Annotated in this window: 19 protein-coding genes; 17 read left to right on the top strand and 2 right to left on the bottom strand. The window is 53.6% G+C overall.

All coding sequences use genetic code 11. The features are described 5' to 3' along the window. The first annotated feature begins 100 nt into the window (after nt 1-100). The 17 genes from frr (at nt 101) to tilS (ending at nt 20,975) form a co-directional block, all read left to right on the top strand. Complete coding sequence (gene frr, locus OGV82_RS22715) at nt 101-658, top strand: ribosome recycling factor (RefSeq protein ID WP_024130687.1); 558 nt, start codon at nt 101-103, stop codon at nt 656-658. A 95-nt stretch (nt 659-753) separates the two neighbouring features. Beyond that, entirely contained in the window at nt 754-1,950 is a 1,197-nt protein-coding gene (gene ispC, locus OGV82_RS22720; RefSeq protein WP_012133985.1) for a 1-deoxy-D-xylulose-5-phosphate reductoisomerase, read from the top strand. A gap of 255 nt (nt 1,951-2,205) precedes the next feature. Beyond that, nucleotides 2,206-2,964, top strand: coding sequence for a (2E,6E)-farnesyl-diphosphate-specific ditrans,polycis-undecaprenyl-diphosphate synthase (gene ispU / locus OGV82_RS22725; protein WP_024130686.1), 759 nt, complete (start codon nt 2,206-2,208; stop codon nt 2,962-2,964). 12 nt (nt 2,965-2,976) lie between these two features. Then, a complete protein-coding gene (gene cdsA / locus OGV82_RS22730; RefSeq protein ID WP_012133982.1) occupies nt 2,977-3,834 on the top strand; it encodes a phosphatidate cytidylyltransferase in 858 nt (285 codons plus the stop codon). 11 nt (nt 3,835-3,845) lie between these two features. Next, on the top strand, nt 3,846-5,198 hold the full coding sequence (gene rseP / locus OGV82_RS22735) for a sigma E protease regulator RseP (protein ID WP_012133981.1): 1,353 nt from the start codon (nt 3,846-3,848) through the stop codon (nt 5,196-5,198). Nucleotides 5,199-5,229: 31 nt separating this feature from the next. Further along, nucleotides 5,230-7,659, top strand: a complete 2,430-nt coding sequence (gene bamA / locus OGV82_RS22740) for an outer membrane protein assembly factor BamA (RefSeq protein WP_012133980.1) — start codon at nt 5,230-5,232, stop codon at nt 7,657-7,659. Nucleotides 7,660-7,781: 122 nt separating this feature from the next. Further along, complete coding sequence (gene skp, locus OGV82_RS22745; protein ID WP_024130685.1) at nt 7,782-8,267, top strand: molecular chaperone Skp; 486 nt, start codon at nt 7,782-7,784, stop codon at nt 8,265-8,267. Nucleotides 8,268-8,270: 3 nt separating this feature from the next. Beyond that, nucleotides 8,271-9,296: a UDP-3-O-(3-hydroxymyristoyl)glucosamine N-acyltransferase gene (lpxD, locus tag OGV82_RS22750; RefSeq protein ID WP_047458811.1), complete on the top strand. Its 1,026-nt coding sequence runs from the start codon at nt 8,271-8,273 to the stop codon at nt 9,294-9,296. Between the two features lie 103 nt (nt 9,297-9,399). Then, on the top strand, nt 9,400-9,855 hold the full coding sequence (gene fabZ, locus OGV82_RS22755) for a 3-hydroxyacyl-ACP dehydratase FabZ (RefSeq protein WP_003018528.1): 456 nt from the start codon (nt 9,400-9,402) through the stop codon (nt 9,853-9,855). A 3-nt stretch (nt 9,856-9,858) separates the two neighbouring features. After that, on the top strand, nt 9,859-10,647 hold the full coding sequence (gene lpxA / locus OGV82_RS22760; protein WP_024130684.1) for an acyl-ACP--UDP-N-acetylglucosamine O-acyltransferase: 789 nt from the start codon (nt 9,859-9,861) through the stop codon (nt 10,645-10,647). After that, a complete protein-coding gene (lpxB, locus tag OGV82_RS22765; protein WP_047458808.1) occupies nt 10,647-11,795 on the top strand; it encodes a lipid-A-disaccharide synthase in 1,149 nt (382 codons plus the stop codon). The genes lpxA and lpxB overlap by 1 nt, the downstream gene beginning before the upstream one ends. After that, complete coding sequence (gene rnhB / locus OGV82_RS22770) at nt 11,792-12,388, top strand: ribonuclease HII (protein ID WP_012133974.1); 597 nt, start codon at nt 11,792-11,794, stop codon at nt 12,386-12,388. Before lpxB ends, rnhB begins: the two co-directional genes overlap by 4 nt. 36 nt (nt 12,389-12,424) lie before the next feature. After that, entirely contained in the window at nt 12,425-15,907 is a 3,483-nt protein-coding gene (gene dnaE, locus OGV82_RS22775; RefSeq protein WP_024130683.1) for a DNA polymerase III subunit alpha, read from the top strand. 12 nt (nt 15,908-15,919) lie between these two features. Further along, complete coding sequence (accA, locus tag OGV82_RS22780) at nt 15,920-16,879, top strand: acetyl-CoA carboxylase carboxyl transferase subunit alpha (protein WP_012133972.1); 960 nt, start codon at nt 15,920-15,922, stop codon at nt 16,877-16,879. 129 nt (nt 16,880-17,008) lie between these two features. Beyond that, a complete protein-coding gene (gene ldcC, locus OGV82_RS22785; protein ID WP_101744222.1) occupies nt 17,009-19,147 on the top strand; it encodes a lysine decarboxylase LdcC in 2,139 nt (712 codons plus the stop codon). 59 nt (nt 19,148-19,206) lie between these two features. Next, nucleotides 19,207-19,596: a VOC family protein gene (locus OGV82_RS22790; RefSeq protein WP_047458801.1), complete on the top strand. Its 390-nt coding sequence runs from the start codon at nt 19,207-19,209 to the stop codon at nt 19,594-19,596. 62 nt (nt 19,597-19,658) lie between these two features. Beyond that, on the top strand, nt 19,659-20,975 hold the full coding sequence (gene tilS / locus OGV82_RS22795; protein WP_047458796.1) for a tRNA lysidine(34) synthetase TilS: 1,317 nt from the start codon (nt 19,659-19,661) through the stop codon (nt 20,973-20,975). Between the two features lie 83 nt (nt 20,976-21,058). On the opposite strand, the gene rof is transcribed toward tilS, so the two are convergent. Then, complete coding sequence (gene rof / locus OGV82_RS22800) at nt 21,059-21,319, bottom strand: Rho-binding antiterminator (protein WP_047458793.1); 261 nt, start codon at nt 21,317-21,319, stop codon at nt 21,059-21,061. Next, a complete protein-coding gene (locus OGV82_RS22805; protein ID WP_012133967.1) occupies nt 21,306-21,506 on the bottom strand; it encodes a YaeP family protein in 201 nt (66 codons plus the stop codon). Before OGV82_RS22805 ends, rof begins: the two co-directional genes overlap by 14 nt. Nucleotides 21,507-21,604 lie beyond the last annotated feature (98 nt).

Raw genomic sequence — 21,604 nt, forward strand, 5'->3', positions numbered from 1 at the left:
CAGGGAAGAACGTTCGCAGCCAACGCAGAGGCAGCCTGAAGGATGAAGTGTATTGTGTGATTGTCTGGTCGACTGAGACTAGTTTTCAAGGATTCGTAACGTGATTAGCGATATCAGAAAAGATGCTGAAGTACGCATGGAAAAATGCGTTGAAGCGTTTAAAAACCAAATCAGCAAAATTCGCACGGGTCGTGCTTCTCCCAGCCTGCTGGATGGCATTGTCGTGGAATATTACGGCACGCCGACTCCGCTGCGTCAGCTGGCGAGCGTAACGGTAGAAGACTCCCGCACGCTGAAAATCAACGTGTTCGATCGCTCCATGAGCCCGGCGGTTGAGAAAGCGATTATGGCTTCTGACCTCGGCCTGAACCCGAGTTCTGCGGGTAGCGATATCCGTGTTCCGCTGCCGCCGCTGACTGAAGAACGCCGTAAAGACCTGACCAAAATCGTTCGTGGCGAAGCAGAGCAGGCGCGTGTTGCCGTGCGTAACGTACGCCGTGATGCGAACGACAAAGTAAAAGCGCTGCTGAAAGATAAAGAGATCAGCGAAGATGACGATCGCCGTTCTCAGGACGAAGTACAGAAACTGACTGACGCTGCCATCAAGAAAGTTGATGCGGCGCTGACGGAAAAAGAAGCGGAACTGATGCAGTTCTGATTTTCCTGTACGACTAAAACGCCGCTGGTTGACCCTGACGGGTCTTCCGGGCGGCGTTTTGCTTTCTATCCTGTCTCAATTCTTCTGGACGTTTCATGAAGCAACTAACCATTCTGGGCTCGACCGGCTCTATTGGTTGCAGCACGCTGGATGTGGTGCGCCATAATCCTGAAAGCTTCCGTGTTGTCGCGCTGGTTGCGGGTAAAAATGTCACCCGTATGGTAGAGCAGTGCCTGGAGTTTTCGCCGCGTTATGCGGTGATGGACGACGAACAGAGCGCTCAACGGCTGAAAACTGCGCTTCTGGAACATGGAAGCCGCACTGACGTCCTGAGCGGACAACAGGCCGCCTGCGATATGGCTGCGCTGGATGAGGTCGATCAGGTGATGGCGGCTATCGTGGGCGCGGCGGGTCTGCTGCCTACGCTGGCGGCGATTCGTGCCGGTAAAACCATCCTGCTTGCCAATAAAGAGTCGCTGATTACCTGCGGGCGCCTGTTTATGGACGAGGTGAAACGCAGTAAAGCCCGGCTTTTACCGGTAGATAGCGAACATAACGCGATTTTTCAGAGTATGCCCCAACCTATTCAAAACGATCTGGGATACGCTGAGCTGGAGCAAAATGGCGTGATGTCGATTTTGCTTACCGGGTCTGGTGGCCCTTTTCGTGAAACGCCATTGTGCGATCTGGCGGCCATGACGCCCGATCAGGCATGTCGTCATCCGAACTGGTCTATGGGACGAAAAATTTCCGTCGATTCCGCCACCATGATGAATAAAGGTCTGGAATACATTGAAGCGCGTTGGTTGTTTAACGCCAGCGCAAGCCAGATGGACGTGTTGATTCACCCGCAGTCGGTTATTCACTCAATGGTGCGTTATCAGGACGGCAGCGTTCTGGCGCAACTGGGGGAGCCGGATATGCGTACGCCAATCGCGCATACGATGGCGTGGCCGAATCGCGTGAACTCTGGCGTGAAGCCGCTCGATTTTTGCAAGCTCAGTGCGTTGACGTTCTCTGCGCCGGATTATCAGCGCTATCCGTGCCTGAAACTGGCGATGGACGCGTTTGAGCAAGGTCAGGCCGCGACAACCGCGCTGAATGCGGCGAATGAAATCACCGTCGCCGCATTTCTGGCTGAAGAGATTCGCTTTACAGATATTGCTGAGCTCAATTTATCTGTGCTGGAGAAAATGGATTTGCAGGAACCGGGAAGCGTTGACGACGTTCTCAGGGTTGATGCCGTCGCGCGTGACGTCGCCAGAAAACAGGTGATGCGACTCGCAAGCTGATGATAATCCCTCTACACAGGATCGTGCTATTTGTTAGCGTTGGGCTTCAGTGATATAGTCTGCGCCACCCGATCGCAGATATTTGGCTTTATGCGGTCAGGTAAGCCGTGGTTTGACACGGCTTTTTTGTGGATGCACAAAATCATTCAGGTTGCATCATTCATAGCCAACGAAGAGGCAGCCTGAAGGATGAAGCGCAAAAGGCTTCAGTATTCCTGAGTACCGTTAAATCCTTTCAGGGACTAAAAACGCGTTATGTTGTCTGCAACTCAACCATTAAGCGAAAATTTGCCAGCACATGGCTGTCGCCATGTAGCAATCATTATGGATGGCAATGGCCGCTGGGCGAAAAAGCAAGGGAAGATTCGCGCCTTTGGGCATAAGGCCGGAGCAAAATCCGTCCGTCGGGCCGTATCTTTCGCTGCCAACAACGGTATTGATGCGTTAACGCTGTATGCCTTTAGCAGTGAGAACTGGAACCGACCAGCGCAGGAAGTGAGTGCGTTAATGGAGCTGTTCGTGTGGGCGCTGGATAGCGAAGTAAAAAGCCTGCATCGCCATAACGTTCGCCTGCGCATTATTGGCGACACCAGTCGATTTAACTCGCGTTTGCAAGACCGTATTCGCAAGTCTGAAGCGCTTACCGCCCAGAATACCGGGCTGACGCTGAATATCGCGGCGAATTATGGCGGACGTTGGGATATTGTCCAGGGAGTCAGACAACTGGCAGAACAGGTGCAGGAAGGACTGCTGCGCCCTGATCAGATTGACGAAGAGATGCTAAACCAGAAAATCTGTATGCATGAACTGGCTCCTGTAGATTTAGTAATTAGGACTGGGGGAGAGCATCGCATTAGTAACTTTTTGCTTTGGCAAATTGCCTATGCCGAACTTTACTTTACTGATGTTCTTTGGCCCGATTTCGATGAACAAGACTTTGAAGGGGCGCTGCATGCCTTTGCCAATCGAGAGCGTCGTTTCGGCGGCACCGAGCCCGGTGATGAAAAAGCCTGATGGGGGTCGCTTTTGCTGAAGTATCGCCTGATTTCTGCTTTTGTTTTAATACCCGTTGTCATCGCGGCGCTTTTTTTACTCCCGCCGGTGGGGTTCGCCATTGTCACGCTGGTCGTTTGTATGCTGGCCGCCTGGGAATGGGGACAGTTAAGCGGTTTTACCACGCGTACTCAGCGGGTCTGGCTGGCGGTGCTGTGCGGGTTATTGCTGGCGCTGATGCTGTTTTTGCTGCCTGAATATCACCGCAACATTCATCAACCGCTTGTTGAGGTTTCGCTTTGGGCGTCGTTGGGCTGGTGGGTCGTTGCATTATTACTGGTGTTATTTTATCCCGGTTCGGCGGCGATCTGGCGTAATTCAAAGACATTACGCGTAATTTTCGGGGTGTTAACCATCATTCCTTTTTTTTGGGGAATGCTGGCGCTGCGCGCCTGGCACTATGATGAGAATCATTACAGTGGCGCCATATGGCTGCTCTATGTCATGATCCTCGTCTGGGGGGCAGACTCCGGGGCATATATGTTTGGCAAACTGTTCGGCAAACATAAACTTGCGCCAAAGGTTTCTCCTGGTAAAACCTGGCAGGGCTTTATTGGCGGACTCGCGACTGCCGCCGTGATTTCATGGGGTTACGGCATGTGGGCGAATCTGGATGTTGCGCCTTCAACCTTACTGATTTGCTCTGTCATCGCGGCCCTGGCGTCAGTGCTGGGCGATCTGACTGAGAGCATGTTTAAGCGTGAAGCAGGAATTAAGGACAGTGGTCACTTGATCCCAGGGCATGGTGGTATTCTGGATCGTATTGATAGCCTGACGGCGGCAGTACCGGTCTTTGCTTGCCTGTTGTTACTGGTATTCAGGACACTCTAACGGAAGGTTTTATGCTGAGTATTCTCTGGAATCTGGCTGCATTCATCGTCGCACTGGGTGTGCTTATCACCGTGCATGAATTTGGTCATTTCTGGGTTGCCCGGCGCTGCGGTGTTCGTGTCGAGCGCTTTTCTATCGGTTTTGGGAAAGCGCTTTGGCGGCGTACCGATCGATACGGTACGGAATATGTGATCGCCATGATTCCCCTCGGCGGTTACGTCAAAATGCTGGATGAGCGCGCTGAGCCGGTTGTGCCGGAACTGCGCCACCACGCTTTCAACAATAAAACCGTGGGACAGCGGGCGGCGATTATCGCCGCAGGTCCGATTGCAAATTTTCTTTTCGCTATTTTTGCCTACTGGCTGGTTTTTATCATCGGCGTCCCTGGCGTTCGTCCGGTAGTTGGTGAAATAACACCCAACTCGATTGCCGCCCAGGCGCAAATTCTTCCTGGTACGGAACTTAAAGCCATTGATGGCATCGAAACCCCTGATTGGGATGCGGTGCGCTTACAGCTGGTGTCCAAAATCGGCGATGAGCGTACGACAATCAGCGTGGCGCCGTTCGGCAGTAATCAGCGCCAGGATAAAACGTTAGATTTGCGCCACTGGGCATTTGAGCCAGACAAAGAAGATCCTGTATCTTCTTTAGGGATTCGGCCGCGTGGTCCACAGATCGAACCGGTGCTGTCAGAAGTGCAAGCGAACTCCGCTGCAAGTAAGGCGGGTTTGCAAGCAGGCGACAGGATCGTTAAAGTCGATGGTCAGTCGTTAACGCAATGGATGACGTTTGTGACGCTTGTGCGCAACAATCCAGATAAGCCGTTAGCGCTGGAAATTGAAAGGCAGGGGAGTTCCTTGTCTTTGACGTTAATCCCGGATACAAAGCCGGTTAACGGAAAGGCAGAAGGTTTTGCGGGTGTTGTGCCTAAAATTATTCCTCTGCCGGATGAGTACAAGACTGTACGCCAGTATGGGCCATTCAGCGCCATCCTCGAAGCCACGGACAAGACGTGGCAGTTGATGAAGCTGACGGTCAGTATGCTGGGAAAATTGATAACCGGTGATGTGAAACTGAACAACCTCAGTGGGCCGATTTCTATCGCTCAGGGGGCTGGGATGTCAGCGGAATTTGGGGGCATTTATTACCTGATGTTTCTTGCGCTTATCAGCGTGAACTTAGGGATAATCAACCTGTTTCCGCTGCCCGTTCTTGACGGGGGGCATCTGCTGTTCCTGGCGATTGAAAAGCTGAAGGGCGGGCCGGTATCCGAGCGGGTTCAAGACTTTAGTTACCGCATTGGCGCGATTTTGCTGGTGTTGTTAATGGGGCTTGCACTTTTCAATGATTTCTCTCGGTTGTAAGAGAGTTAGTTAGGAAGAACGCATAATAACGATGGCGATGAAAAAGTTGCTCATAGCGTCGCTGCTGTTTAGCAGCGCCACCGTATACGGTGCTGAAGGGTTCGTGGTGAAGGACATTCATTTCGAAGGCCTACAGCGAGTCGCCGTTGGTGCGGCCCTCCTCAGTATGCCGGTGCGCACAGGCGACACGGTTAATGATGAAGATATCAGTAATACCATTCGTGCTCTGTTCGCCACTGGCAACTTCGAGGATGTCCGCGTCCTGCGCGATGGTGATACGCTTCTGGTTCAGGTAAAAGAACGTCCGACGATTGCCAGCATCACTTTCTCCGGTAACAAATCGGTGAAAGATGACATGCTGAAGCAGAACCTTGAGGCGTCTGGCGTGCGTGTTGGCGAATCACTGGATCGCACCACGCTCTCTGATATCGAAAAAGGACTGGAAGACTTCTACTACAGCGTTGGTAAATACAGCGCCAGCGTAAAAGCGGTCGTCACGCCGCTGCCGCGTAACCGTGTGGATCTCAAACTGGTGTTCCAGGAGGGTGTATCGGCGAAGATCCAACAGATCAATATCGTCGGCAACCATGCCTTCAGCACTGACGAACTCATTTCTCACTTCCAACTGCGCGACGAAGTGCCGTGGTGGAACGTCGTGGGCGATCGTAAATACCAGAAACAGAAACTGGCTGGCGACCTTGAGACGCTGCGCAGCTACTATCTGGATCGCGGTTATGCCCGTTTCAACATCGATTCGACGCAGGTCAGCCTGACGCCGGATAAGAAAGGCATCTACATCACCGTTAATATCACCGAAGGCGATCAGTACAAGCTTTCCGGTGTGCAGGTGAGCGGTAACCTGGCTGGACACTCCGCCGAGATTGAGAACCTGACGAAGATCGAACCAGGTGAACTCTATAACGGCACCAAAGTGACCAAAATGGAAGACGACATCAAGAAACTTCTTGGTCGTTATGGCTATGCCTACCCGCGCGTGCAGTCGCAGCCTGAAATCAACGATGCCGACAAAACCGTTAAATTACGTGTGAACGTTGATGCGGGTAACCGTTTCTACGTGCGTAAGATCCGTTTTGAAGGCAACGACACCTCGAAAGATTCCGTCCTGCGCCGCGAAATGCGCCAGATGGAAGGGGCATGGTTAGGCAGCGATCTGGTCGATCAGGGTAAAGAGCGTCTGAACCGTCTGGGTTACTTCGAAACCGTCGATACCGACACGCAGCGTGTTCCGGGCAGCCCGGACCAGGTTGACGTCGTCTATAAAGTGAAAGAGCGTAACACCGGTAGCTTTAACTTCGGTATTGGTTACGGCACAGAAAGCGGCGTGAGCTTCCAGGCGGGCGTTCAGCAGGACAACTGGTTAGGTACGGGTTATTCCGTGGGTATTAACGGGACCAAAAACGACTACCAGACCTATACTGAACTGTCTGTCACTAACCCATACTTCACCGTTGATGGCGTCAGCCTCGGCGGCCGTATCTTCTATAATGACTTCCAGGCAGATGATGCGGACCTGTCCGACTATACCAACAAAAGTTATGGTACGGACGTTACGCTGGGCTTCCCGATTAACGAGTACAACACGCTGCGTGCAGGTTTAGGTTATGTACATAACTCCCTGTCCAACATGCAGCCGCAGGTTGCCATGTGGCGTTACCTGAACTCGATGGGTGAATATCCGTCCAATACGAATGACCGCAACTCATTCAGTGCTAACGACTTCACCTTCAACTACGGTTGGACTTATAACAAGCTGGACCGTGGCTTCTTCCCGACGGAAGGTACGCGTGTCAACCTGAATGGTAAAGTGACCATCCCGGGCTCTGATAACGAATACTACAAAGCGACGCTGGATACCGCGACCTATGTGCCGATCGATGACGATCACAAATGGGTGGTTCTGGGTCGTACTCGTTGGGGTTATGGTGACGGTATTGGCGGCAAAGAGATGCCGTTCTATGAGAACTTCTATGCCGGTGGCTCAAGCACCGTGCGTGGCTTCCAGTCCAATACTATCGGTCCAAAAGCGGTGTACTACCCGGCGAGCAGCCGTCATGACGGCGATGACGACTACGATAACGATTGTAAGAGCACTGAAACTGCGCCGTGTAAGTCTGATGACGCAGTAGGCGGTAACGCTATGGCTGTCGCCAGCCTCGAATTCATCACCCCGACGCCGTTTATTAGCGACAAGTACGCTAATTCGGTTCGTACTTCCTTCTTCTGGGACGTAGGTACTGTCTGGGATACGAACTGGGATTCGAACGCGTATGCCGGTTACCCGGACTACAGCGATCCGAGTAATATCCGTATGTCTGCTGGTATCGCATTACAATGGATGTCCCCATTGGGGCCGTTGGTCTTCTCCTACGCCCAGCCGTTCAAAAAGTACGATGGAGACAAATCGGAACAGTTCCAGTTTAACATTGGTAAGACCTGGTAATTGTTCTGTGCAAAGGAATGTAATGGTAGTGTAGCGATGACTTTTGGCGATCTCGTCTGAGATCGCTTGGCCACGCAAAGAACTGTGCCTGCGGGCACAAATGGGATGGTAAGGAGTTTATTGTGAAAAAGTGGTTATTAGCTGCAGGTCTCGGTTTAGCGATGGTAACGTCCGCACAGGCTGCTGACAAAATTGCGATCGTTAATATGGGTAGCCTGTTCCAACAGGTCGCACAGAAGACGGGTGTTTCTAACACGCTGGAAAACGAGTTCAAAGGCCGTGCCAGCGAATTGCAGCGTATGGAAACCGATCTGCAATCTAAAATGCAGCGTTTGCAGTCCATGAAAGCAGGTAGCGAACGTACTAAACTGGAAAAAGACGTGATGGCTCAACGCCAGACTTTCTCTCAGAAAGCCCAGGCTTTTGAACAGGATCGCGCGCGTCGTTCCAACGAAGAGCGTGGCAAACTGGTTACCCGTATCCAGACTGCTGTGAAATCCGTTGCTAACAGCCAGAGCATCGATCTGGTCGTTGATGCCAACACCGTTGCTTATAACAGCAGCGACGTGAAAGACATCACTGCTGACGTACTGAAACAGGTTAAATAAGTAATGCCTTCAATTCGACTGGCTGATTTAGCAGAGCAGTTGGATGCAGAATTACACGGTGATGGCGATATCGTCATCACCGGCGTTGCGTCCATGCAATCTGCGCAAACAGGCCACATCACGTTCATGGTGAATCCTAAATACCGTGAACACTTAGGCGTATGCCAGGCTTCTGCCGTTGTCATGACGCAGGACGATCTTCCTTTTGCTAAGAGTGCTGCGCTGGTAGTGAAGAACCCCTACCTGACGTATGCGCGAATGGCGCAAATTTTAGATACCACGCCGCAGCCTGCGCAGAATATTGCACCGAGTGCAGCGATCGATGCGACAGCGACGCTGGGTAACAATGTTTCAGTTGGCGCGAATGCGGTAATTGAGTCTGGCGTAGAACTGGGCGATAACGTGATTATCGGCGCAGGTTGCTTCGTCGGGAAAAACACAAAAATCGGTGCAGGTTCGCGTCTGTGGGCGAATGTAACGATTTACCACGACATTCAGATCGGTGAGAATTGCCTGATCCAGTCGAGCACTGTCGTCGGCGCAGACGGTTTTGGTTACGCTAACGATCGGGGTAACTGGGTGAAGATCCCGCAGCTTGGTCGCGTCATTATTGGCGATCGTGTTGAGATCGGCGCCTGTACGACGATTGACCGTGGCGCGCTGGATGACACTGTGATCGGCAACGGCGTTATCATTGATAACCAGTGCCAGATTGCACATAACGTTGTGATTGGCGACAATACGGCGGTTGCCGGTGGCGTCATTATGGCGGGCAGCCTGAAGATTGGCCGTTACTGCATGATTGGCGGGGCCAGCGTGATTAACGGGCATATGGAAATATGCGATAAAGTCACGGTGACGGGTATGGGGATGGTCATGCGTCCTGTCACTGAGCCTGGCGTCTATTCTTCAGGCATTCCGTTGCAGCCTAACAAAGTATGGCGTAAAACCGCTGCACTGGTGATGAACATTGATGATATGAGCAAGCGTCTCAAAGCGATTGAGCGCAAGGTTAATCAACAAGACTAGCGTTCCACCTGTAGTGCCATCCTTTTACGGCCTGTCACATTCATATGATTGCGGCAGGCCGTGTTATTATTGCCTTTTAGTATATTTGGACAGGAAGAGTATTTTGACTACTAACACTCATACTCTGCATATTGAAGAGATTTTAGAACTTCTGCCGCACCGTTTTCCGTTTTTGCTGGTTGACCGTGTGCTGGACTTTGAAGAAGGTCGTTTTCTGCGCGCAGTGAAGAATGTCTCCGTAAATGAGCCTTTCTTCCAGGGCCATTTCCCGGGTAAACCGATTTTTCCGGGTGTGCTGATTCTGGAAGCGATGGCGCAGGCAACAGGGATTCTGGCGTTTAAAAGCGTTGGAAAACTGGAGCCGGGTGAACTGTATTACTTCGCGGGTATTGACGAAGCGCGCTTTAAGCGTCCTGTCGTGCCTGGCGATCAGATGATCATGGAAGTGACTTTCGAGAAAACGCGCCGTGGCCTGACCCGCTTTAAAGGGGTTGCTCTGGTCGATGGCAAAGTTGTGTGCGAAGCAACCATGATGTGTGCTCGTAGCCGGGAGGCCTGATACGTGATTGATAAATCCGCCTTTATTCATCCAACTGCCATTGTGGAAGATGGCGCCTGTATTGGCGCTAATGTTCATATTGGTCCTTTTTGTATTGTTGGACCCCATGTCGAAATTGGTGAGGGTACCGTACTGAAGTCTCACGTTGTCGTGAATGGCCATACAAAAATTGGTCGCGATAACGAGATTTATCAGTTCGCCTCCATCGGTGAAGTAAACCAGGATCTGAAATATGCTGGCGAACCGACCCGTGTGGAAATTGGCGATCGTAACCGCATTCGCGAAAGCGTCACCATTCATCGTGGCACAGTGCAGGGTGGTGGGTTGACGAAGGTGGGTAGCGATAACTTACTGATGATCAATGCCCATGTGGCGCACGATTGTACAGTAGGCAACCGCTGTATTCTGGCCAATAACGCTACGCTTGCGGGCCACGTTTCGCTGGATGATTTTGTCATCATCGGCGGCATGACCGCAGTGCACCAGTTCTGCACCATTGGCGCGCATGTGATGGTTGGCGGCTGTTCTGGCGTTGCCCAGGACGTTCCGCCGTACGTTATTGCTCAGGGCAATCACGCAACGCCGTTTGGCGTCAATATCGAAGGGCTGAAGCGTCGCGGTTTCACCCGCGAAGCGATCACCGCGATCCGCAACGCCTATAAAGCGTTGTACCGCAGCGGCAAAACGCTGGATGAAGCTAAACCGGAAATTGCCGAGCTGGCGAAGCAGTACCCGGAAGTGCAACTCTTTAGCGATTTCTTTGCCCGCTCAACGCGCGGTCTGATTCGTTAATGGCGGAACAGCGTCCCTTAACGATAGCCCTGGTCGCCGGAGAAACCTCCGGCGATATTCTTGGTGCAGGCTTAATTCGCGCGCTGAAGACGCGTGTGCCCAACGCGCGTTTCGTCGGCGTGGCGGGGCCGCGTATGCAGGCTGAGGGCTGCGAAGCCTGGTATGAGATGGAAGAGCTGGCGGTAATGGGCATTGTTGAAGTGCTTGGTCGCCTGCGTCGCTTATTACATATTCGTGCCGATTTGACCCGCCGCTTTACCGAGCTTCAGCCGGATGTTTTTGTCGGCATTGATGCGCCGGACTTCAATATTACCCTTGAAGGTAACCTGAAAAAGCAGGGCATAAAAACCATCCATTATGTCAGTCCGTCCGTCTGGGCGTGGCGACAGAAACGCGTTTTCAAAATAGGCAGATCCACCAATATGGTGCTGGCTTTTCTGCCTTTCGAAAAAGCGTTTTACGACAAGTTTAACGTGCCATGCCGTTTTATCGGGCATACGATGGCGGACGCTATGCCGCTGGACCCGGATAAAAACGCCGCGCGTGATGTGCTGGGAATCTCGCATGATGCACACTGCCTGGCGCTACTGCCCGGTAGCCGTGGCGCGGAAGTGGAGATGCTGAGCGCGGATTTCCTGAAAACCGCGCAGCTGCTGCGTCAGACCTATCCTGACCTTGAAGTTGTCGTACCGCTGGTGAACGCCAAACGCCGCGAGCAGTTCGAGCGCATTAAAGCTGAGGTTGCGCCGGAGCTTTCCGTGCATCTGCTCGACGGAATGGGACGTGAAGCGATGGTGGCCAGCGACGCCGCATTGCTGGCGTCTGGTACGGCGGCGCTGGAGTGTATGCTGGCGAAATGCCCGATGGTGGTGGGGTATCGGATGAAACCCTTTACCTTCTGGCTGGCGAAGCGCCTGGTAAAGACCGATTATGTTTCGCTGCCTAATCTGCTGGCGGGAAGAGAATTAGTCAAAGAGCTGTTGCAGGAAGAGTGTGAGCCGCATGCGCTTGCAGAGGCCTTGCTACCGCTGCTGGCGAATGGCAAAACCAGCCATGCGATGCATGACACCTTCCGCGAGTTGCACCAGCAAATCCGTTGCAATGCCGATGAGCAAGCGGCGGACGCTGTCCTGGAGTTAGCACAATGATCGAATTTGTTTATCCGCATACGCAGTTGGTCGCGGGTGTGGATGAAGTTGGACGCGGCCCGCTGGTCGGCGCGGTGGTGACGGCCGCTGTGATCCTCGATCCGGCTCGCCCAATCGTGGGTCTCAATGATTCCAAGAAGCTCTCAGAAAAGCGCCGTCTGGCGCTGTATGATGAAATCAAAGAAAAAGCGTTAAGCTGGAGTCTGGGACGCGCGGAACCTCATGAAATTGATGAACTAAATATTTTGCACGCCACGATGCTGGCGATGCAGCGCGCCGTTGCCGGTTTGCATATTGCGCCGGAATATGTGCTGATTGACGGCAACCGCTGTCCGGCACTGCCCGTGCCCTCTATGGCGGTGGTGAAAGGCGACAGCCGTGTGGCCGAGATCAGCGCGGCATCTATTATTGCGAAAGTGACGCGCGATGCCGAAATGGCGGCGCTGGACGGTATTTTCCCACAGTATGGTTTTGCCCAGCACAAAGGGTATCCGACCGCTTTTCATCTGGCGGCGCTTGCTGAACATGGTGCGACGGAGCATCATCGACGTAGTTTTGCTCCTGTCAAACGCGCCCTGGGACTTGCGTCCTGATTCTTGTGTCGAGATTAAGTAAACGGGAATCTGAAGATGTCTGAACCACGTTTCGTCCACCTGCGGGTGCACAGCGACTACTCCATGATCGATGGGCTGGCGAAAACCGGGCCGCTGGTAAAAAAGGCGGCTGCGTTAGGCATGCCTGCGCTGGCGATTACCGATTTTACCAACCTTTGCGGTCTGGTGAAGTTCTACGGAACGGGCCACGGCGCAGGGATTAAGCCTATTGTCGGCGCTGATTTCCATGTTCGCGGCACTCCGCTGGGAGATGAACTTTGCCAGTTGACCGTGCTGGCGGCAAATAATACGGGCTATCAGAATCTTACTCTGTTGATCTCAAAAGCCTATCAGCGTGGCTACGGCGCAGAAGGGCCGGTGATCGACAGGGAATGGCTGACTGAATTAAAAGACGGTTTGATTTTGCTTTCCGGTGGCCGGATGGGCGATGTGGGCCGCAGTTTGTTGCGCGGCAACAGTGCGCTGGTGGACGAATGCGTCGCCTTCTATGAAGAACATTTTTCCGACCGCTACTATCTGGAGCTGATCCGCACGGGTCGGCAGGATGAGGAAACGTATCTGCATGCGGCGGTTGAGCTGGCGGAAACGCGTGGCTTGCCGGTTGTCGCAACGAATGATGTCCGCTTTATTAACAGCGAGGACTTTGACGCGCACGAAATCCGCGTGGCTATTCACGATGGTTTTACGCTCGACGATCCTAAACGCCCGCGTAACTACTCGCCGCAGCAATATATGCGTAGCGAAGACGAGATGTGCGAGCTGTTCTCCGACATCCCGGAAGCGCTGGAAAACAGCGTTGAGATAGCCAAACGCTGTAACGTGACTGTCCGTCTGGGCGAATACTTCCTGCCGCAGTTTCCGACGGGCGACATGACCACCGAAGACTTCCTGGTCAAGAAATCGAAAGAGGGTCTGGAAGAACGTCTCGAATTCCTGTTCCCTGACGAAGCGGTGCGTAAAGAGAAGCGTCCCCCCTATGACGAACGTCTGGACATTGAACTTCAGGTTATTAACCAGATGGGGTTCCCTGGCTACTTCCTCATCGTGATGGAGTTTATCCAGTGGTCGAAAGATAACGGCGTACCGGTAGGGCCGGGGCGCGGTTCCGGTGCGGGGTCGCTGGTGGCCTATGCGCTGAAAATTACCGACCTTGATCCGCTGGAATTCGACCTGCTGTTCGAACGTTTCCTTAACCCGGAACGTGTCTCCATGCCTGACTTCGACGTTGACTTCTGTATGGAGAAACGCGACCAGGTTATCGAACACGTAGCGGATATGTACGGCCGCGATGCGGTATCTCAGATTATTACCTTCGGTACGATGGCGGCGAAAGCGGTTATCCGCGACGTGGGGCGCGTGCTGGGGCACCCGTACGGTTTCGTGGATCGTATCTCGAAGCTGGTGCCGCCTGACCCAGGCATGACGCTGGCGAAAGCGTTTGAGGCGGAACCGCAACTGCCGGAAATTTACGAGGCGGATGAGGAAGTTAAAGCGCTGATCGATATGGCGCGCAAGCTGGAAGGCGTCACGCGTAACGCCGGTAAGCACGCCGGTGGCGTGGTTATCGCGCCGACCAAAATCACCGATTTTGCGCCGCTGTATTGTGATGAGGCCGGTCAGCACCCGGTAACGCAGTTTGATAAAAACGACGTGGAATACGCCGGGCTGGTCAAATTCGACTTCCTGGGGCTGCGCACGCTCACCATCATTAACTGGGCGCTGGAGATGATCAACGCCCGCCGTGAGAAGAATGGCGAACCGCCGTTGGATATCGCGGCGATCCCACTGGATGACAAGAAAAGCTTCGACATGCTGCAACGCTCGGAAACCACGGCGGTCTTCCAGCTTGAATCCCGCGGCATGAAAGATCTGATTAAGCGTCTGCAACCTGACTGCTTCGAAGATATGATCGCGCTGGTGGCGTTGTTCCGCCCCGGCCCGTTGCAGTCGGGCATGGTGGATAACTTCATCGACCGTAAGCATGGCCGTGAAGAGATTTCCTATCCAGACGTGCAATGGCAGCATGAAAGCCTGAAACCCGTACTGGAGCCGACCTACGGCATCATCCTGTACCAGGAACAGGTTATGCAGATTGCCCAGGTGCTTTCCGGTTACACCCTTGGCGGCGCGGATATGCTGCGTCGTGCGATGGGTAAGAAAAAACCGGAAGAGATGGCGAAACAACGTTCCGTCTTTGAAGAGGGCGCCAGAAAGAACGGCATCGACGGCGAGCTGGCGATAAAAATCTTCGACCTGGTGGAAAAGTTCGCCGGGTACGGGTTTAACAAATCGCACTCCGCCGCCTATGCGCTGGTGTCTTACCAGACGCTGTGGCTGAAAGCGCACTACCCGGCAGAGTTTATGGCGGCAGTAATGACCGCCGATATGGACAACACCGAAAAAGTGGTCGGTCTGGTGGATGAATGCTGGCGCATGGGGCTTAAAATCCTGCCGCCGGATATCAACTCAGGACTGTATCACTTCCACGTTAACGACGACGGCGAAATTGTTTACGGCATCGGCGCGATCAAAGGCGTGGGTGAAGGCCCGATTGAAGCTATCATCGAGGCGCGCAATAAAGACGGTTACTTCCGCGAACTGTTTGATTTATGCGCTCGCACGGACACGAAAAAGCTCAACCGCCGGGTACTGGAAAAACTGATTATGTCCGGGGCGTTTGACCGCCTTGGGCCGCACCGCGCCGCGCTGATGAACTCGCTGGGCGACGCGCTGAAAGCCGCCGATCAGCATGCCAAAGCGGAAGCGATCGGGCAGGCGGATATGTTTGGCGTACTGGCGGAAGAGCCGGAACAAATTGAACAATCCTATGCCAGCTGCCAGCCGTGGCCGGAACAGGTGGTGCTGGACGGGGAACGTGAAACGTTGGGGCTTTACCTGACGGGACACCCTATCAATCAGTATTTAAAAGAAATTGAGCGCTATGTCGGAGGCTACCGGCTGAAAGACATGCATCCGACAGAACGTGGTAAAGTCACCACGGCTGCGGGGCTCGTGATTGCTGCAAGGGTTATGGTCACCAAGCGCGGCAATCGTATCGGCATCTGTACGCTGGATGACCGCTCTGGACGTCTGGAAGTTATGCTGTTTACCGACGCTCTGGATAAATATCAGCAATTGCTGGAAAAAGACCGCATACTTATCGTCAGCGGACAGGTCAGCTTTGATGACTTCAGCGGCGGGCTTAAAATGATGGCCCGTGAAGTCATGGATATTGACGAAGCCCGGGAAAAATATGCTCGCGGGCTTGCTATCTCGCTGACGGACAGGCAAATTGATGACCAGCTTTTAAACCGACTCCGTCAGTCTCTGGAACCCCACCGCTCGGGGACAATTCCAGTACATCTCTACTATCAGAGGGCGGATGCACGCGCGCGGTTGCGTTTTGGCGCGACGTGGCGTGTCTCTCCGAGCGATCGTTTGCTAAACGATCTCCGTGGCCTCATTGGTTCGGAGCAGGTGGAACTGGAGTTTGACTAATACAGGAATACTATGAGTCTGAATTTCCTTGATTTTGAACAGCCGATTGCAGAGCTGGAAGCGAAAATCGATTCTCTGACAGCGGTAAGCCGCCAGGACGAGAAACTGGATATTAATATCGATGAAGAAGTGCATCGTCTGCGTGAAAAAAGCGTAGAACTGACGCGCAAAATCTTTGCCGATCTTGGCGCATGGCAGGTTGCTCAACTGGCGCGCCATCCGCAACGTCCATACACCCTGGATTATGTTCGCCTGGCGTTTGATGAATTTGACGAACTGGCGGGCGATCGCGCCTATGCGGATGATAAAGCTATCGTCGGCGGCATCGCGCGCCTGGACGGTCGTCCAGTGATGATTATTGGTCATCAGAAAGGCCGTGAAACGAAAGAGAAAATCCGTCGTAACTTCGGCATGCCGGCACCTGAAGGGTATCGCAAAGCGCTGCGTCTGATGGAAATGGCTGAGCGTTTCAACATGCCGATCATTACCTTTATCGACACCCCTGGCGCTTACCCTGGCGTGGGCGCGGAAGAACGCGGTCAGTCTGAAGCGATCGCCCGTAACCTGCGTGAAATGTCACGCCTGAGCGTACCGGTGATTTGTACCGTTATTGGCGAAGGGGGTTCCGGCGGCGCGCTGGCGATTGGCGTGGGCGATAAAGTGAATATGTTGCAGTACAGCACCTATTCCGTTATCTCCCCGGAAGGCTGTGCGTCCATTCTGTGGAAAAGCGCGGACAAAGCGCCATTGGCCGCCGAAGCGATGGGTATTATCGCGCCGCGCCTGAAAGAGCTGAAGCTGATTGATTCCATCATTCAGGAACCGCTGGGTGGCGCGCACCGTAACCCGGAAGCGATGGCGGCTTCTCTGAAAGCGCAACTGCTGGCCGATCTCGCCGATCTCGACGTGTTGAGCAAAGACGATTTGAAAAACCGTCGTTATCAGCGCCTGATGAGCTACGGCTACGCGTAAACATCATCAATGCCTGATGGCGCTTGCGCTTATCGGACATGGAGTAAAAAGGGTCACATTTTGTGGCCCTTTTTTTTACCTGCGGTTTGACCAGGCTATGATTAGCTAAGGTTTTTCCAGGAGGAACGCATGAATATCATTGCCATCATGGGGCCGCATGGCGTTTTTTATAAAGACGAACCCATCAAGGAACTTGAGCTTGCCCTACAGTCGCAGGGGTTTCAGATTATCTGGCCGCAAAATAGCGTCGACCTGCTGAAATTCATTGAACACAATCCGCGAATCTGTGGCGTCATTTTTGACTGGGATGAGTACAGCCTCGATTTGTGTAGCGATATCAACCAGCTAAATGAATACCTGCCGTTGTATGCGTTTATCAATACGCATTCGACGATGGATGTCAGCGTGCATGATATGCGTATGGCACTGTGGTTTTTTGAATACGCGCTCGGCCAGTCAGAAGATATTGCGACGCGCATCCGCCAGTATACGAATGAATACCTTGATAACATCACGCCGCCGTTCACCCGGGCGCTGTTTACCTATGTGAAAGAGGGAAAATACACCTTTTGCACGCCGGGGCATATGGCGGGAACCGCTTACCAGAAAAGCCCGATTGGCTGCCTGTTTTATGACTTCTTCGGGGGGAATACGCTAAAAGCGGATGTGTCTATTTCCGTGACCGAACTGGGGTCGCTGCTGGACCATACCGGGCCGCACCTGGAGGCGGAAGAGTATATTGCCCGCACCTTCGGCGCCGAGCAGAGTTATATGGTGACCAACGGCACCTCCACATCGAACAAAATTGTCGGCATGTACGCGGCGCCGTCGGGCAGCACGCTGCTGATTGACCGCAACTGCCATAAATCTCTCGCGCACCTGTTGATGATGAGCGATGTGGTGCCCCTCTGGCTGAAACCCACGCGCAACGCACTCGGTATTCTGGGGGGCATTCCTAAGCGTGAATTTACGCGTGAGAGTATTGAACATAAGGTTTCGGAGACGGCGCAGGCGCAGTGGCCGGTACATGCGGTTATCACCAACTCGACCTATGACGGCCTGCTGTACAACACCAACTGGATTAAACAAACGCTGGATGTCCCTTCGATCCATTTCGACTCGGCCTGGGTGCCCTATACCCATTTTCACCCGATTTATCAGGGGAAAAGCGGGATGAGCGGCGAGCGGGTGCCGGGAAAAGTCATCTTCGAAACGCAGTCGACGCATAAAATGCTGGCGGCGCTGTCTCAGGCATCGCTTATTCACATTAAAGGGGATTACGATGAAGATACCTTTAATGAAGCGTTTATGATGCACACCTCAACATCGCCAAGCTACCCCATCGTGGCGTCGATTGAGACGGCTGCGGCAATGCTGCGTGGCAATCCGGGTAAACGATTGATCAATCGCTCCGTGGAGCGGGCGCTTCATTTTCGCAAAGAGGTACAGCGGCTGCGCGAAGAGTCGGAAGGCTGGTTCTTTGATATCTGGCAACCGGAAGAGGTGGATGAAGCGGAATGCTGGCCCGTTGCGCCCGGCGAGGAGTGGCACGGTTTTACCGATGCGGATGCCGACCATATGTTTCTCGATCCGGTGAAAGTCACCATTTTGACGCCCGGTATGGATGAGCAGGGCAACATGAGCGAGGAGGGGATTCCCGCCGCGCTGGTGGCGAAGTTCCTTGATGAGCGCGGCGTGGTGGTAGAAAAAACCGGGCCTTATAACCTGCTGTTCCTGTTTAGTATTGGTATTGATAAAACCCGGGCGATGGGATTGCTGCGCGGCCTGACGGAGTTTAAACGCGCTTACGATCTTAATCTGCGCGTTAAAAATATGCTGCCGGATCTGTACGCCGAAGATCCCGATTTTTATCGTAATATGCGGATTCAGGATCTGGCGCAGGGTATCCATAAACTGATCCGCCAGTACGATCTTTCCGGGTTGATGTTACGGGCGTTCGACACATTGCCCGAAATGAAAATGACGCCGCATCAGGCCTGGCAGAGGCAGATAAAAGGCGAAGTGGAGACCATCGCGATTGATCAACTGGTGGGGCGTATTTCCGCCAGTATGGTGCTGCCGTATCCGCCTGGCGTGCCGTTGCTGATGCCGGGGGAGATGATCACCGAAGCGAGCCGCGCGGTACTCGATTTTCTGCTGATGCTGTGTTCCATCGGCCACCATTACCCTGGCTTTGAGACCGATATTCATGGCGCAAAACAGGATGAAGATGGCGTTTACCGAGTGAGAGTCTTAAAAACGGCATGATGGCTTGCCTGAGCGACTGCAAGGCGGGTAACGTGCTGATAACACATTAAGGAGACGCTATGCTGGGATTAAAACAGGTTCACCATATTGCGATTATCGCGACGGATTATGCGGCGAGCAAAACGTTTTATTGTGACGTACTGGGTTTCACGCTGTTGAGTGAAGCGTACCGGGAAGAACGTGATTCCTGGAAAGGCGACCTGGCGTTAAACGGGCAATATGTGATTGAGCTTTTTTCTTTTCCCTTCCCGCCTTTGCGACCGAGCCGACCGGAGGCCTGTGGTCTGCGGCATCTGGCGTTCAGCGTGGAAGACGTAGACAAAGCGGTAGCGCATCTGGAGGCGAACAACGTTAAATGCGAGCCGGTTCGCGTTGATCCGTTTACGAATAAACGTTTTACCTTTTTCAACGATCCAGACGGACTACCGCTCGAACTGTATGAGCAGTAAAGCTTGTCATCACGGTTTCTGCCCGGTAACGTGCCGGGCAGTGCCACAGTTAAGCAATGATCATGACAACACTCACCCTGAACGCCTCACTCCTGCCATACCGCCAGATTCTGGTGGCCTTTAGTGGTGGGCTGGATTCTACCGTACTGCTGCATCAACTGGTGCAATGGCGAGAACAGCAGCCTGATGTCACGCTGCGCGCCATCCATATTCATCATGGGTTAAGCTCTCATGCCGATAGCTGGGTGACGCATTGCGAGGCTGTGTGCCAGCAGTGGCAGGTGCCGCTGGTTGTCCGACGAGTGCAACTCCAGGATGAGGGGTTGGGGATTGAGGCTCAGGCGCGCCAGGCGCGATACGCGGCCTTTGCGCAGGCGCTGCATCCCGGTGAAGTCCTGGTCACGGCCCAGCATCTTGACGATCAATGTGAAACGTTTTTGCTGGCGTTGAAGCGCGGCAGCGGCCCGGCGGGATTGTCCGCTATGGGGGAATGCTCGTCGTTTGCCGGAACGCAGCTGATCCGCCCGCTACTTGGGGAAACCCGTGCGGCGCTGGAGCAGTGGGCAAAACGCTATGCGCTGAGCTGGATTGAGGATGAAAGCAATCAGGATGATGCCTACGATCGTAATTTCCTGCGCCTTAGGGTGCTGCCGCTGCTGCAACAACGCTGGCCGCATTTTGCTGAAGCGACTGCCCGTAGCGCCGCGCTTTGCGCAGAACAGGAGCGCCTGCTGGATGAGCTTCTGGCAGAGGATTTAGCGGGCTGTATCACCGCTGATGGAGCGTTGCAGTTAGCGCCGTTAATGGCGATGAGCGGCCCGCGACGTGCTGCGCTATTGCGCCGCTGGCTGGCCGCGAAGCATGCGCCGATGCCTTCCCGCGACGGGCTGGAACGTATCTGGCAGGAGGTGGCGCTGGCGCGTGAGGACGCCGCTCCCTGTTTGCGCTTTGGCGAGTACGGCATTCGCCGTTATCAGTCACAACTATGGTGGATAAAATCCGTTACCGGCCAAAGCGCGACGGTGATCCCGTGGCCATCGTGGCAAACACCGTTATCGCTGCCCGTTGGACTTGGGACGGTGCGGCTCGTTCCAGGAGGCGACCTGCGCATGCCGCGTGCCGACGAGCCGGTTAGCATACGCTTTAAGGCATCTGGGTTACTGCATATTATCGGGCGTAATGGCGGGCGTAAGCTAAAGAAAATCTGGCAGGAGCTGGGCGTACCGCCCTGGCGGCGGGATACCACGCCGCTGCTGTTTTATGGCGAGACGTTGATTGCTGCCGCAGGTATTTTTGTTACCTGTGATGGTCTGGCGGAGGAGGGAGCAGGCGTCAGGCTGGAATGGAAGGAAGAGACGTCGTCATCACGTAATGCCTGATGGCGCTGCGCTTATCAGGCCTACGTATCGCATGGAAAGTAGGCCGGATAAGGTGCTTGCACCGCCATCCGGCAACAAAAGAATCAGGATTCGCTGACGATTACAGTACCGATTTTTGGATGACTGAAGCTGGTAATTTTGTCCAGACGCAGCTCGCGTGTTTCACCGGCGACATCCGCGATCAGATATTCCACGTTTTTGCGCGACACCAGATCGTTGGCTTTCGCCTGTAAAACTTCTCCATCCTTAAGTTCCAGCGTCAGTAACAGATGATGCTGGCAGGCGAGCTCAAGATTATCGTAATCATCGCAGTTGATGGGTTGATACGTTTCATTCATTGACATAATCGCTCACCAGTAAGTTCGCGGCAGCATATGCCGCCTTTTCCCTGACCGACTCTGAAAGGGCATCGTCTGCTGCCACTTCATTAAGCACTTTCAATACACAACCCAGCGCATCCGGGACATACCCTAAGTCTCCGCTGGCGATTTCCGCATACCGCTTGCGTATTAACTCACAATATTTTTCCACATGCCCTCCTGTCAGCACTCTGACTTAACCGTGGATGCAAGTCTAAGCCTACGAAGATAAACTCTGTTTAGCAAGGTGACTATAACATACCCATCCAG

Origin of the sequence: Citrobacter sp. CK191 (genome assembly GCF_030333435.1) — a bacterium.
GTDB lineage: Bacteria > Pseudomonadota > Gammaproteobacteria > Enterobacterales > Enterobacteriaceae > Citrobacter_B > Citrobacter_B koseri.

Bases quoted from the DNA above. Each gene is read 5' to 3' on its own strand.
- ispC (WP_012133985.1), top strand. From the start codon at position 754: ATGAAGCAACTAACCATTCTGGGCTCGACCGGCTCTATTGGTTGCAGC.
- ispU (WP_024130686.1), top strand. From the start codon at position 2,206: ATGTTGTCTGCAACTCAACCATTAAGCGAAAATTTGCCAGCACATGGC.
- rseP (WP_012133981.1), top strand. From the start codon at position 3,846: ATGCTGAGTATTCTCTGGAATCTGGCTGCATTCATCGTCGCACTGGGT.
- bamA (WP_012133980.1), top strand. From the start codon at position 5,230: ATGGCGATGAAAAAGTTGCTCATAGCGTCGCTGCTGTTTAGCAGCGCC.
- lpxD (WP_047458811.1), top strand. From the start codon at position 8,271: ATGCCTTCAATTCGACTGGCTGATTTAGCAGAGCAGTTGGATGCAGAA.
- lpxB (WP_047458808.1), top strand. From the start codon at position 10,647: ATGGCGGAACAGCGTCCCTTAACGATAGCCCTGGTCGCCGGAGAAACC.
- rnhB (WP_012133974.1), top strand. From the start codon at position 11,792: ATGATCGAATTTGTTTATCCGCATACGCAGTTGGTCGCGGGTGTGGAT.
- dnaE (WP_024130683.1), top strand. From the start codon at position 12,425: ATGTCTGAACCACGTTTCGTCCACCTGCGGGTGCACAGCGACTACTCC.
- accA (WP_012133972.1), top strand. From the start codon at position 15,920: ATGAGTCTGAATTTCCTTGATTTTGAACAGCCGATTGCAGAGCTGGAA.
- ldcC (WP_101744222.1), top strand. From the start codon at position 17,009: ATGAATATCATTGCCATCATGGGGCCGCATGGCGTTTTTTATAAAGAC.
- OGV82_RS22790 (WP_047458801.1), top strand. From the start codon at position 19,207: ATGCTGGGATTAAAACAGGTTCACCATATTGCGATTATCGCGACGGAT.
- tilS (WP_047458796.1), top strand. From the start codon at position 19,659: ATGACAACACTCACCCTGAACGCCTCACTCCTGCCATACCGCCAGATT.
- rof (WP_047458793.1), bottom strand. From the start codon at position 21,319: ATGTCAATGAATGAAACGTATCAACCCATCAACTGCGATGATTACGAT.